This window comes from Paenibacillus tyrphae (genome assembly GCF_000722545.1).
Taxonomy (GTDB): Bacteria; Bacillota; Bacilli; order Paenibacillales; family NBRC-103111; genus Paenibacillus_G; species Paenibacillus_G tyrfis.
In genome coordinates this window covers 1-17,551 of sequence record NZ_JNVM01000020.1, presented here as the reverse complement: position 1 = coordinate 17,551, position 17,551 = coordinate 1, and the positions used below count along the sequence as shown (strand labels likewise).

The window sequence follows — 17,551 nt, the reverse complement described above, 5'->3', positions numbered from 1 at the left end:
AGCCGCGCCGGCGGCGATTTGCAGGACCCGCCGATTCATCGGTATAATGAATTCATGTCATAGTTAACCATTTCAGGATAGGATAAGGATGAGAGAAATCATGAGTAAGAGCAAGACGATCAAAGTTTTTCAATACCCTGCTTGCAGCACCTGTCGGAGCGCGTTGAAATGGCTCAAAGAGCACGGATGGGAAGTCGAGGCGATCCACATCATGGAGCAGCCGCCGACCGTGGAGGAGCTTCGGACGTTGATCCCGCAAAGCGGGCTGGACATCAAAAAGTGGTTTAACGTCTCCGGCGAGGTGTATAAGGAAATGCAGCTCAAGGACAAGCTGCCGCAGCTGAACGACGAGGAGAAAATGAAGCTGCTCGCATCGAACGGTAAGCTGATCAAGCGGCCGGTCGCGACGGACGGGAAGCGGGTGACGGTCGGCTTCAAGCCGGAGCTGTACGAGGAAAATTGGGGGAACGAATCGTAAGGTTTGTCTAAGGAGCGTGAGTCTTGTTGCAGCAAAGACCTAAACCGAAAAAACAAAATCCGCTTTGGTATATCGGCGCAGCTGCGACCTTCATTCTGACGCAGCTGAAAACGCTGCTGCCGCTGCTGAAGCTCGGTAAATTCGGGGGAGCGATCATCTCGATGGCGGTGACCGTCGGTGCGTATGCGATCGTGTTTCCGTGGCAGTTCGCGATCGGCCTGGTCCTGCTGCTGCTCATCCACGAGCTCGGTCACGTCATTGCCGCCAAGCAAAAAGGGCTGCCAGTGACGGCCCCGGTGTTTATCCCGTTTCTGGGCGCGCTGATCACGATGAAGCGGAATCCCAGGGATGCGGTGACGGAAGCGTATGTCGCTTTAGGGGGACCTGTGCTCGGAACGATCGGCGCCTTGGCCGTGTTCGGCGCAGCCTATGCGCTGGATAACCCGGAGTATAGTAAACTGCTTTATTCAATTGCTTATGTCGGCTTCTTTCTCAATCTGATCAACCTGCTGCCGATTCATCCGCTTGACGGAGGACGGATCGTGACGGCGGTAACGCGCTGGCTTTGGCTGGTCGGCTTGGTCGGAGGTTTGGTTGTAATTATATACCTGCGCTCGTATTTGTTCTTCATCATTTGGGCAATGTTCGCCTACGACCTGTACAAAAAATTCGTCAAACACCGCAAGCAAGGCGAGGAGCGGTACGTCAACGCAAGCTTTCTGGTGGCGGCCGAGCCGCTGCTGGCGCTGGGCTATATGATTCCCGGCCCGGAGCATAAGCGGGAGCTGCCTTTTGTCACGTTCTCGGATTTGGACGGGCAGCAGTATGTCAACGTCCTCTGGGAAGGCCTTCATTTTCAAGGAACGGTGCCGCTCATGCATCAAGGAATCATCAAGCGTGCCCACGTGACCCGGATAGAGCATCTCCGGAAAGAAGACGGTCTGCATCTAATGATCCACTGCCAGATCGATTACCGTCTATACGAAAATGACAAATACTATGAAGTTCCTACGGCGGCGCGGTGGAAGTTCGGGACGGCGTATGCGCTGCTTGCGGCGTTTCTCATCGGCATGATGTGGTACGTGCATGAGGTAACGGGATTGAAGGTGTAATCAACATTCCGAATCGGCGTTCGGAAGGAAAACGAGGTAGCGCATAGATGAAACGATGGGAATCGAAACGATTGGCCGAACTGGGTTCGGCTATTTTTTCTGAGATGGCGGCGTGGAAGAAGGAAGTGATGGCGCGCGGCGTCGATGTGATCGACCTCGGCATCGGGAGCCCGGACCGGGCGCCGTCCGCCCGTGTCATGGAAGCGCTGACGCGCGCGGTGAACGATCCGGGCTTATACGGGTATCCGACATCGGAGGGGAGCGCACAATTCCGGCAAACGGTCGCCCGCTGGTACGCCCACCGGTTCGGGGTTACGCTCGATCCGGAGAATGAAATCGTCACGCTGATGGGCTCACAGGATGGCCTCGCGCACTTGGCGATGGCAGTGACGGACCCTGGCGATGTCGTGATGGTTCCCGATCCGGGCTATCCGATTTATTCCGCGAGTCTGGTGCTGGCCGGGGTGCAGCCTTACTATATGCCGCTGCGCGCCGATAACGATTTTTTGCCGAAGCTGGAGGATATCCCGAAGGAAGTGGCGCGGCAAGCGAAATTCATGCTCTTGAACTATCCGAGCAATCCGCTGTCGGCAGTGGCCGACTTGGCGTTCTTCGAGCGGTTGGTGGAATATGCCCGCGAGCACGAGCTGCTGCTGGTGCACGACCTTGCCTATTCCGAGATGTCGTTTGACGGCTTCAAGCCGCCCAGCATCCTGGAAGTCGAGGGAGCGAAGGACATCGCCGTCGAGTTCCATTCCTTGTCGAAAAGCTTCAATATGGCCGGCTGCCGCATCGCTTTTATGGTCGGACAGCGTGACGCGGTCCGCGCTCTGCGCGTGCTGAAGTCCAATATCGACTACGGCGTGTTTTTGGCGGTGCAGCAGGCCGGCATCGCAGCGCTGGAGGAAGATATGATGCCGGGGAGCCGATCGGTCGCAGCGCTGTATGAACGGCGGCGGGATATTGTGATCGAAGGGCTGAACGAAGCGGGCTGGAGCATTCCGAAGCCGAAGGCGACGATGTTCATCTGGGCGCCGATCCCGGAAGGCTGGACGTCTCGACAGATTTCCCGGGAAATGCTGTATTCTGCGGGAGTCGTCGTTATTCCGGGCGACGCGTTCGGCAAGGAAGGCGAAGGCTACGTCCGCGTCGCTCTCGTTCAGGAAGAGGAGCGGCTGCGGGAAGCGGTCCGCCGGATCGGACTGTTTTTGCAGGAGGCTTCCCGATAATAAAATAGTTGCTCTGTATTTTTAACGATGTCGTGATATCTTACTTTTTCCTGTCGTCAATTTGCAATTTCATCGCCGCCGCAATCATGCTACTATGAAGGCATGTCGTACAAAAATAGGAGGCGTATCAAGTGTCCCAGAAGCTCAAAATAGCCATTATCGGATGCGGCGGCATCGCGAACGGAAAGCATTTGCCGAGTCTGTCTCGTTTGGAGCAAGTTGAACTTGTCGCATTTTGTGATATTATTTCCGATCGGGCCGAGGAAGCGAAAGCGAAGTACGGCAGTGCGGAGTCGAAGGTCTATGAAGATTATAAAACGCTGCTGCAGGATGCGTCGATCGACGTCGTTCACGTGTGTACACCGAACGATTCCCATGCAGAGATTACGATTGCGGCACTGGAAGCGGGCAAGCATGTGATGTGCGAGAAGCCGATGGCCAAAACGGCAGTCGATGCGCGCCGGATGGTCGAGGCGGCCGAGCGGACAGGCAAGAAGCTGACGATCGGCTACAACAACCGGTTCCGGGCGGACAGCCTTTACTTGAAACGCATTTGCGAGGAAGGCGAGCTTGGCGACATCTACTATGCGAAAGCGCATGCCATTCGCCGCCGCGCCGTGCCGACTTGGGGCGTCTTCCTGGACGAGGAGAAGCAAGGCGGAGGGCCGCTGATCGATATTGGCACGCATGCCCTCGACCTGACGCTTTGGCTGATGGACAACTACGAACCTAAGGCCGTTCTTGGAACGGCGTTCCATAAATTATCGGGGAAAGAAAACGCTGCCAATGCTTGGGGGCCGTGGGACCCGAAGAAGTTTACGGTGGAGGATTCGGCCTTCGGCATGATCGTGATGAAGAACGGCGCGACCATCATGCTGGAATCGAGCTGGGCGCTCAATACGCTCGATGTGAAGGAAGCGAAGAGCACCTTGTGCGGAACGGAGGGCGGCGCAGATATGGAGGACGGCCTCCGGCTGAACGGCGAGAAGCTGAGCCGCTTGTACATGAACAAGATCGAGCTCGGCAGCGGCGGTGTCGATTTCTACGACGGGCAGAGCGAGAGCGCGCCGGATACGGAAATGCGTCTGTGGATCGATGCGATCCTGCACGACAAGCAGCCGGTCGTTACGCCGGAGCAGGCTTGCGTCGTGTCCGAAATTCTCGAAGCGATCTACGAATCGGCGCAAACGGGCAAAGCCGTATACTTCGACTAAGCGCCGGAAGGAAGGATGGGAACGATGATCAGAGTAGCGATGCTCAGCTTTTGGCATGTGCATGCCGCCGATTACGCGAAGCAGGCGACGGAGCATCCGGATACGGAAATTGTGGCCGTATGGGATGAGCTGCCGGAGCGCGGACGCCGGGAAGCGGAGGCGCGGGGCGTCCGGTTTTACGACAAGCTGGATGAGCTCCTCGCCCAGCCCGATATCGATGCGGTGATTGTCGATACGCCGACCAACCTGCACCGGGATGTGATGGTGGCTGCGGCGCAAGCGGGCAAACATATTTTTACGGAAAAAGTCGTTGCGCCGACGCTGAAGGAAAGCAACGAAATTATGGAGGCGGTCCGCAAGGCCGGCGTCAAATTAACGGTGTCGCTTCCGCGATTGAACGAAGGCTATACGCTGGCCCTACAGGACGTGCTGAACCGAGGGCTGCTTGGCGAGGTGACGCTCGTCCGCACGCGGCTGTCTCATAACGGCGCGATTCCGAACGACCATTCGGCGAACGGCTGGCTTCCCGCACACTTCTACAATGCCGAGCAATGCGGCGGCGGCGCGATGATCGACCTCGGTTGCCATCCGATGTATTTGGCCCGCTTGTTCCTCGGCATGCCGGAGAGTGTAACGGCCAACTACGGCTTCGTCACCGGCAGAGAAGTCGAGGACAATGCGGTGTCCGTGCTGCGTTATGCCAGCGGAGCGCTTGCCATTGTGGAGGCGGGCTTCGTCAACCGGCACTCGCCGTTCGTTATTGAAGTACACGGCACGGAAGGCAGCTTGCTCTATTCGACGCACGACAACCGTTTGCTCGTGCGCACAGCGAAGGACGGGGCAGCGTCGGACGAGGAATGGCGCGTGCAGGAGCTTTCGGCCGGTCGCCTGTCGGCGTTTCATCAGTGGGTAACCCACATTCAGCGGGGGACGACGGCGGAGGAAAATATCGGGCTTGCGCTTGACCTGACGCGGTTAATGGAAGCATCGAACTTGTCCGCACGTTCCGGAGCGGCCTGCAAGCTTAGCGATTTGCAGCCATGAACGGTCAGTCCCGAATCGGCGCGAGGCCGTATCCGTTCGAGCTGATGCTGGAAAACCCGACGGCGCTTGACCGGCTGGAGGTGGAGTTCAAATGGGGCCATTACGGCATTCGCATGCTGAATTTTCACCACACCAGCTTTGCTCCGGGCCGGATCGTTCATTTTCATAAGCATTCGGACTTTGAGTTTCATTTTATCCCGCGCGGCAAAGGGAAGGTCATTCTCGGCAGCGAGCCGTATTCGCTGCAGGAAGGCCAGATGTATTTGACCGGTCCCGGTCTCCTGCATTATCAGGAGGCGGACGCCTTCGAGGCGATGGATGAGCTGTGTCTGCATATCGACATTCAGAAGCTGGAAGCGGAAGAGACGGCAGACTCGGAGGCGTGGGGAGCCCGCTGGGAGCAGGCGGAAGCGGAATCGTGCATCCGCCGCTTGGAGCAGCTGCCTCCGCGGCCGATGGCCGACAAATACAAGGCGATGGAATGCTTTATGACCGCATACCGGGCCTGGTACGAAAATCAGCCGGGCGTCCTGACGGTGATCAAGCAATCGATCATTCAGGTGCTGCTGCGGATGACGCGCGCCTACGACGATACGCCGCAGCGGGACCTGCCGTCCCGCGATATGAAAAACTACCGGTACCAGCTTGCCGCCCAGTTCATCAAGGACAACTACATGGCGCCGTTAACGCTGGAGGTAGTGGCGGAGCGGGTGCAGGTCAGCCCGAGACAGCTGCAGCGCATTTTTCGCGAGCAAACGGGAGGCACGTTCAGCGAATACATCGAGCATGTGAGGCTCGCGCAAATCTGCAAGGAATTGGCCGAGAGCGAGCTTACGATCGATCAGATTGCGTTTCAGAACGGCTTCTCCAGCGCCAACTATTTGCATTACGTATTTAAGAAAAAGCTCGGCACCACGCCGATGCAGTACCGTTTGCAGCATGACGTTAAACAGAACACCTGACGTTGTTCTCCTTCGTTCGCATATCGAATGCGGGAAAACACCTGTCGGGTGTTTTTCATTTTTCGAACCTTGCACAATGCACAAAAAGCATGTTTGAACTTTGTGAACAGGCATATAGGTCTTAAGTCCCTGTATCGGGAATGTGAGCTTGACATGATCCGACAAGCGTATTTTTTCGACGCACTGCCGGAGATCGTTTTGTGTTAACGGAATCTTCGTTTTATTTCTTTAAGTTTCGTAAATTTTAACAAAACGGCTGTGAATAAAGATGACATGGGGAGTCTGAGGAAACCGGACTTTTTTAGATTGGTCTTAATGAAATTGGCGTCAGTTTACCGTTTCTTTAGAATTAAAATGAATGAATTGTAAAATGAATAAGCCGATCTATTAAATGTAAATAAAAGTAAAAATAAACAAATAAATATAATATTATTATATAAATGAGTAAAAATACATATTTTTCTTTCCTTATTTACCCTTTCCTAAAATTAGGAAATATGTCTCATGCCAATGGGTCCTAATATTTGTATATAATTAGCAGAGAATGGGATTCACTCTTCGACAACACATAGAGGGGGGATAGACATGATTTCACGAACGCCTTCTTGGTTTCTGAATGCCGAGGCCAGTTCGCGTATGCAAATTCGTTTATTCTGCTTTCCATATGCGGGTGGCGGAGCGTCGGTATTCGGCAACTGGAAACGAAAGTTTCCGCCAGAGATTAAAGTATGCCCTGTGCAGCTCCCCGGTCGGGAAAGCAGGGCACTGGAGAGCCCGCTAAACGCTCTTCCGGATATCGTGCACTCGCTTGTTTCGGAAATGACGCCATTCCTACACTCTCCGTTTGCTTTTTTCGGTCACAGCATGGGGGCGCTGATTGCTTTTGAAACGGCCCGGAAGCTGTACCGGGAACATCAGGTATTGCCTACACACTTCTTCGCATCAGGAAAAGCCGCACCGCACCATACCTCTAGAAAAAAAATACTTCATCATCTGCCAGACGACCAATTTAAGGATGAGCTTCGGCTCATCAAGGGAACACCGGAAGAGATTTTGGACAATGACGAATTAATGCAAATTGTTATGCCTCGACTGCGCTCGGATTTCGCCGTTTGCGAAACGTACGTTTATCATCCGGAAGAGCTGCTGAGCTGCCCGATTACCGTTTTTGGAGGGGCACAAGACCATGATGTGAGCATAGACTCGCTGCGTGCTTGGCAGGAGCAAACAAGCAGCGAATTCAAGCTGCAGCTGTTCGAGGGCAATCACTTCTTTCTCCATGAGCAGGAGGCGGAGGTTATTGACAGCATTATGCACGTATTGTCGGCGTCAAAGAAACCGGCTGTTTTCCGGCAGGACATGGTCCATGTCAATAGTTTAGGTTAAGCCGGAAGATCACCCCTTTTATTGTGGGACAACCTCTCCTATATACTTCATAAATTTTATCGGAATAATATGTGTTTAGTTGCAAAGGTTCACTGAAACGTGACGTTTATCGAAAGGGTGGAAGAGAAATCCAGATCAACCTGCCATGCGAAAGGAGATAGGGATGATAACCGCATGTTGAAGCTTTTGAATTCAAGGCTCCTCGGCTATCTGCAATGACTATGGACAGGCACGACGTGATTGGCGGTTTAACAGCTGCTAAGCCGTCGAAAGCCGTTCCCATGATAGGAGGCTCCCTTTTGTCCAAACGAAACCCCGCTTTTTCCAGATTGGCCCGCTATGTCAAACCTTATTTTCCATGGGTCGCGCTCACAGTGTTCGCTTCCCTCTGTGTGGCCGCCATCGACATCGTGTTAGGCAAAGCTATCGAACGGTTGGCCGAGGAAACGTTCGGTTCGCCCGTCGCTATGATTTTTATGGTCCTTGGGATGGTACTGGTCGGAATGCCGTGCAAATTTATGATCAAATACGCTTCGGCGAAATTTAGCGTCAGCGCGTTAAAGGATTTGCGAAACGAGCTGGTGGACCGGTTCGGCGATCTGGCGATGTCGAGCGTGGAGCGCCGCTTTACGGGAGATCTTGTCTCCCGGCTGACGAACAATACCGCCGTGCTGCAGAACTTCTTCATCCAGCATTTCGCCAACCTCTTTTATCTGCCGGTTGTTTTTATAGGCGCTCTGACCTTGCTCTTGCTCACGAGCTGGAAGCTGGTGCTGTCCAGTCTGGTGCTGATGCCGCTCGGCATCGTCTTGGCCGCTTTGCTGAACAAGCCGATTCAATCGTACTCGGCGCAGCTTCAGGAAAAGATCAGCGAGCTCAATGTCGTGGCCCAAGACGCGATCGGCGGAATTGCCATCGTCAAAGCGTTCAACATGCAGGCGGCTTTTTTGAAAAAATATACGCTGATCATGGATGAGGTGATCAGGCAAGGCTTGCGCATGGAAAAGCGATATGCGGCGATCACGCCGATAGGCGTCGCGCTCTTCTCCACGCCCATTATTCTGGTCATAGCCTATGGCGGTTATTTGATCGCGCAAGGGGAGCTGAGCGCAGGCGGGATCGTCCTGTTCCTCTATCTCATTACGTTCGTTCTGCAGCCGATTTCGATGCTCCCGACGATGATCTCGCAAGTCAAAGAAGCTGCGGGAGCCGCCCAGCATCTGTTCGAGGCGCTGGATTGGCCGACGGAGCGGAAAGGGCAAATGAACCTGCCGGTCCGTCCTACTGCCGCTCCGGTCCGGTTCGAGGCGGTGACATTCTCCTACGACGGCGAAACGAAGGTGCTGGACCGGATCAGCTTTCAAGTGAACGAAGGCGAAACGGTAGCGATCGTCGGCGGCAGCGGAGGCGGCAAAAGCACTCTTTTTAAGCTGCTATGCGGATTTTACGAGCCTGAGCCGGAAGGCGGCATAATCGAAGTGTTCGGCCGTCCGCTGTCCGATTGGGATCCGGCCGAGCTGCGTGCCCGTCTATCGCTGGTGTCTCAAGAATCGTATTTGTTTCCGGCCACGATTGCCGAAAATATCGGTTACGGGCGCACAGACGCCACCCGCGAGGAAATCGTCGAGGCAGCGAAAGCCGCTCATGCGCATGAATTCATAATGCAGCTGCCGCAAGGCTATGAGACGCCGCTTGGCGAACGGGGAGGCGGTCTGTCCGGCGGGCAAAAGCAGCGGATTTCCATCGCCAGGGCGTTCCTGAAGGACACTCCCCTGCTGCTGCTGGACGAGCCTACCTCGGCGCTCGACAGCCACTCCGAAGCGCTTGTGCAGAGTGCGCTGAAAAGCATGATGGGAGGCCGTACCGTGCTCGTCATCGCCCATCGATTGTCGACCGTCCGGCAGGCCGACCGTATTCTCGTGCTGGATCAGGGAAGGATCGCGGAGAGCGGGACGCACGACGAGCTGCTGAGACATAACGGAGTGTACAGCAAATTATACGTTCAGCAGTTTGCAGCTGCGGAGGACGAGGATACCGGCGGGCTTGACCGTTCGCAGGCGGCAAGGAGGGGAGAGCGTGGCCTTCAAGCAGGGGTTCGATGATTTTAGGAAATTAATGTCATTTATGAAGCCGCGAAGCAAGCTGTACTACATCGGTTTGTTCGGCAACAGCCTCACCAACGCAAGCGTCCCGATTTTATTATCTTTTGTGCTCCGTTACTTGCTTGATTTTGTGGTCAACCGGGATACGGCGGAGCTTTACCGGGCGGTTTATCTGGTGTGCGGCACGTTTTTGGCGCTGAGCATTGTATCGCCTTTATGCAGCTATGCGTACCACCGCTGCGTGAAATTGACTTTGGCGGACATCCGCGTGCAATTGTTCGCGCATATCGGCCGGCTGCCTTTCCGGGCGGCGGAAAGCCGTCACTCCGGCGATCTGATTTCCCGGATGACCAACGACGTGCAGACGCTGGAGAGGGCATATACGGAATATATGCGATCCATCATTTTGGAAATCACCATGTTCGTCAGCTCGATCGTGATCCTGCTTGCGCTGGACTGGCGCTTTGCCCTAGTCACATTCGGACTTACCCTGCTGTCAGCCTGGCTGAATGCCAGGTTCGCGGGGAGGATGCGAACGATCAGCGGACGGCTGCAGGAGCAGACGGCACGGTTCACGGAACGGCTCAGCGATCTGCTGACCGGCCTTCAGGTGGTCAAGCTGTTCGCTTTGAAAGGGAAGGTCGGCCGTTTGTGCAGCGAAGCGAGCGACGGGGTAAGCGAGACCGGAATCAAGCAGGGCCGCCATCTCGGCCTGCAGGATGCGTGCAATTTCTTCATCGAGTTTATGACCTTGGGAGGTGTGCTTGTGATCGGTCTCCTGATGGTCTCCTGGAAGCAGATGGAGCTTGGTACGCTTGGGCAAATCGTACAGCTGCAAACCGGCATTTCAGCAGTTTTTCTTCAGCTCGGCTCGGCCGTCTCGCTGATGCAAAATTCGTTTGCGAGCCTGACCCGGATTCGTGAGATTTTGGATGAACCCGGGGAACCGGAGCGTTTTTCCGAAACGTTTGCAGCGCCCGATCAGGCGCCAATCGCAGCTTCGCCGCAAGCGGCCTTGGAATTAAGCAGCGTCTCATTCGGCTACGATTCGTCCCGCGCGGTTTTGCGACGGCTTAACCTGACGGTGGAGGAAGGACGGATGACGGCGCTCGTCGGTCCGAGCGGAGGCGGTAAAAGCACCGTCATGAAGCTGCTGCTCGGCTTCTACCCTCCGGATGAGGGAACGGTGAAGATCCGGGGGAAGTCGGCGGGGCACTATACGCTGGCGGAGATCCGGGACTTCATGGCTTACGTCCCGCAGGAGTCGACGCTATTTCACGGCACCGTCGCCGACAATATTCGGTTCGGCTCTCCCGGAGCCTCGATGGAGGAAGTGGAGGCCGCAGCCAAGGCGGCGTATGCCCATTCGTTCATTACGGAGCTGCCGGGCGGCTATGATACCGTCCTCGGGGAGCGGGGCGTCAATCTGTCCGGCGGCCAGCGCCAGCGCCTTGCTATTGCCCGGGCGGTGCTGAAGAACGCGCCGATATTGCTGCTCGACGAAGCGACGTCGGCGCTGGATGCCGAATCGGAGCATGAAGTGCAGCAGGCGGTTCAGGCGCTCATGCTGGGGCGGACGACTCTCGTCATCGCCCATCGGCTGTCCACGGTGGAGCAGGCGGACGCCATTTGCGTCATTGCCGATGGCGAGGTGAAAGAGAAGGGAACTCACGAGCAATTGCTCGCCGAAGGGGGGCACTATGCCGAACTGTACCATCTGCAGTTCCGCGCGGACCGGGCTGGACAACCGGCCTGATGTCCGCCGGCTGCGATACGGCAGGCGGTTCGGTAGGGAGACTGGCGTTTTATAGGATATCTTTTCCAAATATTTTTACAAGGGGAGAGACTTATGAGCGGAAATACGATCCAGTTTTATTCGTTAACGCAGCCTCAGCAGCGGATTTGGTATACGGAATTGCTTTATCCGCACCGCAATACGTCCACCATCATCGGGACGGTTAAAATAAGAGGCCATGTGCAGGTCAACGTCTTGAAGCAAGCCATCAACCAAGTGATTGCCCGGAACGATTCGTTTCGGATTCGCGTCGTGTCGGATAACGGGGTTCCCCGTCAATATGTGAGGCCGCATGCCGATCAGGAGATCGAATGCCTCGACCTGGACTTGGCGCAGGCGGAGGAATGGGTGCGTCGCCATAATCTGGTGCCGTTCGAGCTGCTGGATTCGGATTTGTACCGGTTCGTTATTGTTCGGATCGGCGAGGAAGAAACGTGGTTCAATTTTAAAATGCATCACATCGTCACCGACGGCGTGTCCATGAATCAGGCTATCAACCAAATCAGCGAGCATTATTCCCAGCTTACGAGCGGAAAGACTCCGGCCGACGCGGGGAAAAATACGCCTTCCTATCTCGATTTTATTCAGGTGGAGCAGGAGTACGAGCAATCGGACCGCTATCAGAAAGACAAGACGTATTGGATGGGCAAATTCGGCGAATTCCCGGAGACGCTCGGGCTGAAATCCTACAATCCGTTGACGCTCGGCACAGCCGCCAGACGGGAAAGCGTTGTGCTGAACGACGGGCTTTATCAAGGGATAAAAGCGTTTAGCGAACAAAACGGAATCGGTCTGTTCACGTTTTTCTTGACCGCTTTGTCTATCTACATGTACAAAATGACGCAGGAGCAGGATATTCCGATCGGAACGCTATATGCGAATCGGACGTCGAAGAAAGAAAAAGATACGCTCGGCATGTTCGTCAGCACGGTCGCGACCCGAGTTCGGATGGAGCCCGAGTCCGAGCTGCTGGCGTTCCTGCAAACCGTAGCGAAAGAGCAGGCGTCGATCCTGCGTCATCAGCGCTATCCTTACAACAAAATCGTTCAGGACCTGCGGGAAGCCCGGCGCAGCCAAGATATTCAGCGCTTATTCGGGGCATCTATCCAATACCGTACTTTGAGCTTCGCCCCGTTCGGCGATTCGGTCATGCAGGTGGACAACGATTTTTGCGGGGATATCGTGAACGACTTCGATATTCATATGGTCGAAATGCTGGACGACGGAAAGCTCGTCCTGTATCTGGATTACCGTATTGAACTGTTTGATGAAAAGGAAGTCGCGCAACTGATCCGGCAGTTCCTTTGCGTGGCTGAACATATGATCGAGAGCCCGACCCAAAAAATAGTCGATTTATCGCTTATTGATGCTGAGGAGCGCGACAAGATTGTCAACGTATTTAACGCTACGACGGCGGACTATCCGAGGGAGCAGAGCATCGGCGCGCTGTTTGAAGCGCAAGCGGAGCGGACGCCGGGGCAGACGGCGGTCGTGTACGAGGACACAAAGCTGACCTACCGTGAGCTGAACGAGCGGGCGAACCGTCTGGCACGGACGCTGCTGGCTGCAGGGGTGAAGCGCGACGAGCCGGTTGCGATATTGGCCGAGCGTTCCGTCGAGATGGTAGTTGGGGTGCTGGCGATTTTGAAGGCCGGAGGCGCGTATGTTCCGGTCGATCCGGACTACCCGGAGGAGCGCGTCCGCTACCTGCTGGACGATTCGGGCGCCAAGCTGCTGCTGACGCAGCGCCGGGATCTGGTGCGTGCGGACTTTGCGGGAACGGTCGTCGACCTGAGCGATGCCGGGGCTTACCACGACGACGCTTCAAATCTGGAGCCGGTGAGCAGAGCGGACGACTTGGCTTATGTGATCTATACGTCAGGAACGACGGGCAAGCCGAAGGGCGTCATGGTCGAGCACCGCAACGTGGTCCGATTAGTAAAAAATACGAATTACGTTCGGTTGGACGAAACGACGCGCATATTGCAGACGGGGGCCGTTGTGTTCGACGCGTCAACGTTCGAAATATGGGGAGCACTGCTGAACGGCGGGCAGCTGTATTTGGTCAGCAGCGACGTTATTTTGAACGCGGCCCGTTTGGAGGAAGCGATCCGGCAGTACGGCATCACAACGATGTGGCTGACTGCACCGTTGTTCAACCAGCTGACGCAGCAGAACAGCCGTCTGTTTGGAGACATGAACACGCTGCTCGTGGGCGGGGACGTATTGTCGGTACCGCACATCAACCGGGTGGTGCGGGACAACCCGGGGCTGCGTCTGGTCAACGGCTACGGTCCGACGGAAAATACGACGTTCTCGACGACGCATGCAATTGCAGGGGAGCAGACGGAAGCGGTGCCGATCGGCCGTCCGATTGCGAATTCGACGGCTTATGTGGTCGACCGCGGGATGAAGCTGCAGCCGGTCGGAGCGTGGGGCGAGCTGATCGTCGGCGGGGACGGGGTGGCGCGAGGCTACTTGAACCGCCCGGAGCTGACGGCGGAGAAGTTTACCGCCAGCCCGGTGCGCGAAGGAGAGCGCTGTTACCGGACGGGAGACTTGGTGCGCTGGCGTGCGGACGGGACGCTGGAATACAAAGGGCGGATCGACGAGCAGGTGAAAATCCGGGGCTACCGGATCGAGCTGGGCGAGGTGGAAGCGCAGCTGCTGCGCGTGGAAGGCGTGCGGGAAGCGGTCGTGATCGCGCGGGAGGACGAGCAGGGGCAGAAGCAGCTGTGCGCGTACTTTACGGCGGAGAATGAATTGATGGCAAGTGAGGTTCGAAGCGCGCTGTCACAGGAGCTGCCGGGGTACATGGTGCCGTCGTACTTCGTGCAGGTGGAGCGGATTCCGCTGACGCCGAACGGCAAAGTGGATCGCCGGGCGCTGCCTGCGCCGGAAGGAAACGTGCAGACGGGAACGGAATACGTGGCCCCGCGGACTGCCGTGGAGCAAGCGCTGGCATCGGTATGGCAGGCGGTTTTGGGAGTCGAAGCCATTGGGGTGCTGGACAATTTCTTTGAGTTGGGCGGCGACTCGATCAAGGCGATTCAGGTGTCTTCGAGAATGCTTCAGGCCGGCTATAAGATCGAAATGCGAGAGCTGTTCCAATATCCGACCGTGGCCGAGCTGGGGGGTCATGTGCAAGCTGTCGACCGCATCGCCGACCAAGGGGAAGTCGCGGGCGGCGTGAAGCTGACGCCGATTCAGCGCTGGTACTTCGAGCAGAAGCCGGCTGAACCGCATCATTATAACCAGGCGCTGCTGCTTCATCGGGAAGCGGGCTTCGACGAAGCGGCGCTGCGTCAGGCAATGCGCCACATCGTCCAGCATCACGACGCATTGCGCACCGTTTACCGTCGGACGGCAAGCGACGGCTACGAGGCATGGAACCGAGGCGTCGGCGAGGGCGAGTCGTTTACGCTGGACATCGCGGATTTTACGGGCGAAACGGATTGTGCAGCGGCCATTGAAGCGAAAGCGAACGAGATTCAAAGCGGCATCGACCTGAGCGCCGGACCTTTAGTCAAACTGGGGCTGTTCCGCAACACGGATGGAGATCATCTGTTGATCGCCATTCACCATTTGGTGGTAGACGGAGTGTCATGGCGTATTTTGCTCGAAGATTTGGCAACAAGCTACGAACAGGCGTTGAAGGGAGAAACGGTTCGTCTCCCGCACAAAACGGATTCGTTCCAGGTCTGGGCGGAACAGTTGTCGCACTATGCGAGCGGTACGGCCATCGAGCGCGAACGGGCATATTGGCGGCAGATCACGGAAGCCGATTATGGCGCGCTGCCGAAAGATTACGCGCAGGATCAGGCGAAGGTCGAGGACGGGGAAGCCGTTACGGCGGTATGGACGACGCAGGAGACGGAGCAGCTTCTGAAGCAGGCGTCGCGTGCGTATAACACGGAAGTGAACGATCTGCTGCTGACGGCGCTGGGTATGGCGGTTCACGAGTGGACCGGGATGGAGCGGGTGCTTGTCAATCTGGAGGGACATGGCCGGGAAGCGATCCTGCCGGAGCTGGACATTACGCGCACCGTCGGCTGGTTTACGAGCCAATTCCCGGTTGTACTGGAGCTGGGCGCAGAGAAGGACGTGTCCCGACGGATCAAGCGGGTGAAGGAAGGGCTGCGGCACATCCCGAACAAAGGGGTCGGCTACGGCATTTTGAGATATTTATCCTCCGCTTCTGATTCGTGGGGGAATAAGGAATTCGAGATCGAGCCGCAAATCAGCTTTAACTATTTGGGGCAGTTTGACCAGGATTTGCAAGGCAATGCGTTCCGCTTGTCGCCTTATTCGAGCGGAGCGGCTGTCAGCGGAAGCCTGGCCAGAAGATATGAGCTGGATATTAACGGCATGGTCACGGACGGCGAGCTGCGGCTGTCCATCGGCTACAGCGGCAAAACGTACCGCAAGGAAACGATGGAGCAGCTGGCCGGGCTGCTGGAGGCGTGCTTGCGCGAGGTGATCGCCCACTGCGCGGCCAAAGAGCGGCCGGAGCTGACGCCAAGCGACGTCCTGCTTAAAGAGCTGACGGTGGAAGAACTGGATGCGCTTGTCGAACGCACCCGCTCTGCCGGCGAGCTGGAGAACGTGTACGCGCTCACGCCGATGCAAAAAGGGATGCTGTTCCACAGCCTGCTGGAGCCGCATTCGGGGGCTTATTTTGAGCAGGCGACATTCGATCTGGAAGGAAGCTTCCATGTCGGCCTATTCGAGAAGAGTCTGGGGCTGCTGGTGGAAAGATACCCCATGTTCCGGACGAATTTTTACAGCGGCTGGCATGAACAGCCTTTGCAGGTCGTTTACCGGAGCAAACAGGCGGGCTTCCGTTACGAGGATTTGCGAGGCATGGAGGAAGCGGAGCGTCAGGCGTATGTCGCGGCTTTCCTTGAGGAGGATAAAGCCAGCGGCTTCGATTTGAGCGAAGACGCGCTGATGCGCGTATCCGTGCTGCAAACGGGCGACTCGGCGTACCGTTTTGTCTGGAGCTTCCATCATATCGTGATGGACGGCTGGTGCCTTGCTTTGGTGACGAATGAAGTGTTCGGCACTTACTTCGCGCTGCTGGAGAAGCGGCAACCTGAGCTTGCTCAAGTTGTCCCGTACAGCCGTTATATCGAGTGGCTGGAGCGTCAGGACGGCGAGGAAGCGGCCCGCTATTGGAGCGGCTATTTGGCCGGCTTCGAGCATCAGACGCTGCTGCCGCAGGAGCGCAAGGCGGAACGGTATGACGCGCAGAAGCTGTCGTTCCAGCTTGGCAAAGGTCTGACGGAGCAAATGCAGCGCACGGCGAAGCAGCATCAGGTGACGATGAACACGCTGCTGCAGGCGGCTTGGGGCGTCGTGCTGCAAAAATACAACAACAACGGGGACGTCGTTTTCGGCAGCGTCGTGTCGGGTCGTCCGGACGACATTCCGGGCGTCGACCGGATGATCGGGCTGTTCATCAACACGATCCCGGTGCGGATTCGCTGCGCAGCGGAAACGACGTTTGCGGAATTGCTGCGGAGCACGCAGGAGCAGGCGCTGGCTTCCCGCGCTTACGAAACGTATCCGCTCTATGAAATTCAAGCTTTGACCGAGCAGAAGCAGGATTTAGTCAACCATATTATCGTGTTCGAAAACTATCCGGTCGAGCAGCGGATGGAGCAAATGGGCAGCCGTGGGGCAGAGAGCTTCGCGATTGCGGGTGTCGCGATGTCCGAGCAAACGAACTATCCGTTCAACATTACGGTGATTCCGGGGGACAATCTGGGCATTCACTTCGAATACAACGCGCTGGCGTTCGATCGTTCGACGCTGGAACGGATGCGGGGCCATCTCGTCCGCGTGCTGGAACAGGCGATAAGCAACCCAGACGCACAGGTAAACGAGCTGGAGCTGGTTATGCCGGAAGAGCGGGCGGTGCTGGTGGACGGCTTCGGCAGCGTAGGCGTAGAGAAAGGCTACGCGCCGGAGCAAACGTTCAACGCATGCTTCGAGGCGCAGGCGGAGCTTGTGCCGGAGCAGACGGCGGTCGTGTATGCCGGAGAGCAGCTGACGTACCGCGAGCTGAACGAGCGGGCGAACCGGCTGGCCCGGACGCTGCAAGCCCGCGGAATCGGGCGCGAGTCGATCGTCGGCATTCTGGCCGACCGTTCGACGGACTTGCTCGTCGCCGTGTTGGCCGTGTGGAAAGCGGGCGGCGCGTATGTACCGCTGGACCCGGACTATC

10 protein-coding genes are annotated in these 17,551 nt (G+C 56.6%); all 10 read left to right on the top strand.

Annotated features, from left to right (window positions below):
- Positions 1-100: 100 nt before the first annotated feature.
- On the top strand, positions 101-478 hold the full coding sequence (locus tag ET33_RS23370) for an arsenate reductase family protein (RefSeq protein WP_010496984.1): 378 nt from the start codon (positions 101-103) through the stop codon (positions 476-478).
- Positions 479-504: 26 nt separating this feature from the next.
- Complete coding sequence (locus ET33_RS23365; protein ID WP_036687793.1) at positions 505-1,590, top strand: site-2 protease family protein; 1,086 nt, start codon at positions 505-507, stop codon at positions 1,588-1,590.
- 47 nt (positions 1,591-1,637) lie between these two features.
- Positions 1,638-2,819 carry an aminotransferase class I/II-fold pyridoxal phosphate-dependent enzyme gene (locus tag ET33_RS23360; protein WP_036687576.1) on the top strand — a complete coding sequence of 394 codons (1,182 nt, stop codon included), beginning with the start codon at positions 1,638-1,640 and terminating at the stop codon, positions 2,817-2,819.
- Positions 2,820-2,950: 131 nt separating this feature from the next.
- The gene (locus ET33_RS23355; protein ID WP_036687574.1) at positions 2,951-4,033 is read left to right on the top strand and encodes a Gfo/Idh/MocA family protein; all 1,083 of its coding nucleotides are present in this window, start codon (positions 2,951-2,953) and stop codon (positions 4,031-4,033) included.
- Positions 4,034-4,057: 24 nt separating this feature from the next.
- Positions 4,058-5,077 carry a Gfo/Idh/MocA family protein gene (locus ET33_RS23350; RefSeq protein ID WP_036687571.1) on the top strand — a complete coding sequence of 340 codons (1,020 nt, stop codon included), beginning with the start codon at positions 4,058-4,060 and terminating at the stop codon, positions 5,075-5,077.
- Positions 5,074-6,039, top strand: coding sequence for an AraC family transcriptional regulator (locus ET33_RS23345; RefSeq protein WP_036687568.1), 966 nt, complete (start codon positions 5,074-5,076; stop codon positions 6,037-6,039). The genes ET33_RS23350 and ET33_RS23345 overlap by 4 nt, the downstream gene beginning before the upstream one ends.
- 585 nt (positions 6,040-6,624) lie before the next feature.
- The gene (locus ET33_RS23340; protein ID WP_051775553.1) at positions 6,625-7,425 is read left to right on the top strand and encodes a thioesterase II family protein; all 801 of its coding nucleotides are present in this window, start codon (positions 6,625-6,627) and stop codon (positions 7,423-7,425) included.
- 299 nt (positions 7,426-7,724) lie between these two features.
- Positions 7,725-9,527 (top strand): ABC transporter ATP-binding protein, encoded by a 1,803-nt coding sequence (locus tag ET33_RS23335; protein ID WP_081890456.1) that lies wholly within the window; start codon positions 7,725-7,727, stop codon positions 9,525-9,527.
- Positions 9,502-11,283, top strand: a complete 1,782-nt coding sequence (locus ET33_RS23330) for an ABC transporter ATP-binding protein (protein ID WP_036687563.1) — start codon at positions 9,502-9,504, stop codon at positions 11,281-11,283. The genes ET33_RS23335 and ET33_RS23330 overlap by 26 nt, the downstream gene beginning before the upstream one ends.
- Positions 11,284-11,376: 93 nt before the next feature.
- Positions 11,377-17,551, top strand: a 6,175-nt coding sequence (locus tag ET33_RS23325) for a non-ribosomal peptide synthetase (RefSeq protein ID WP_036687560.1), incomplete at its 3' end; no start/stop codon positions are given.

Bases quoted from the DNA above. Each gene is read 5' to 3' on its own strand.
- ET33_RS23345 (WP_036687568.1), top strand. From the start codon at position 5,074: ATGAACGGTCAGTCCCGAATCGGCGCGAGGCCGTATCCGTTCGAGCTG.
- ET33_RS23360 (WP_036687576.1), top strand. From the start codon at position 1,638: ATGAAACGATGGGAATCGAAACGATTGGCCGAACTGGGTTCGGCTATT.
- ET33_RS23370 (WP_010496984.1), top strand. From the start codon at position 101: ATGAGTAAGAGCAAGACGATCAAAGTTTTTCAATACCCTGCTTGCAGC.
- ET33_RS23350 (WP_036687571.1), top strand. From the start codon at position 4,058: ATGATCAGAGTAGCGATGCTCAGCTTTTGGCATGTGCATGCCGCCGAT.
- ET33_RS23340 (WP_051775553.1), top strand. From the start codon at position 6,625: ATGATTTCACGAACGCCTTCTTGGTTTCTGAATGCCGAGGCCAGTTCG.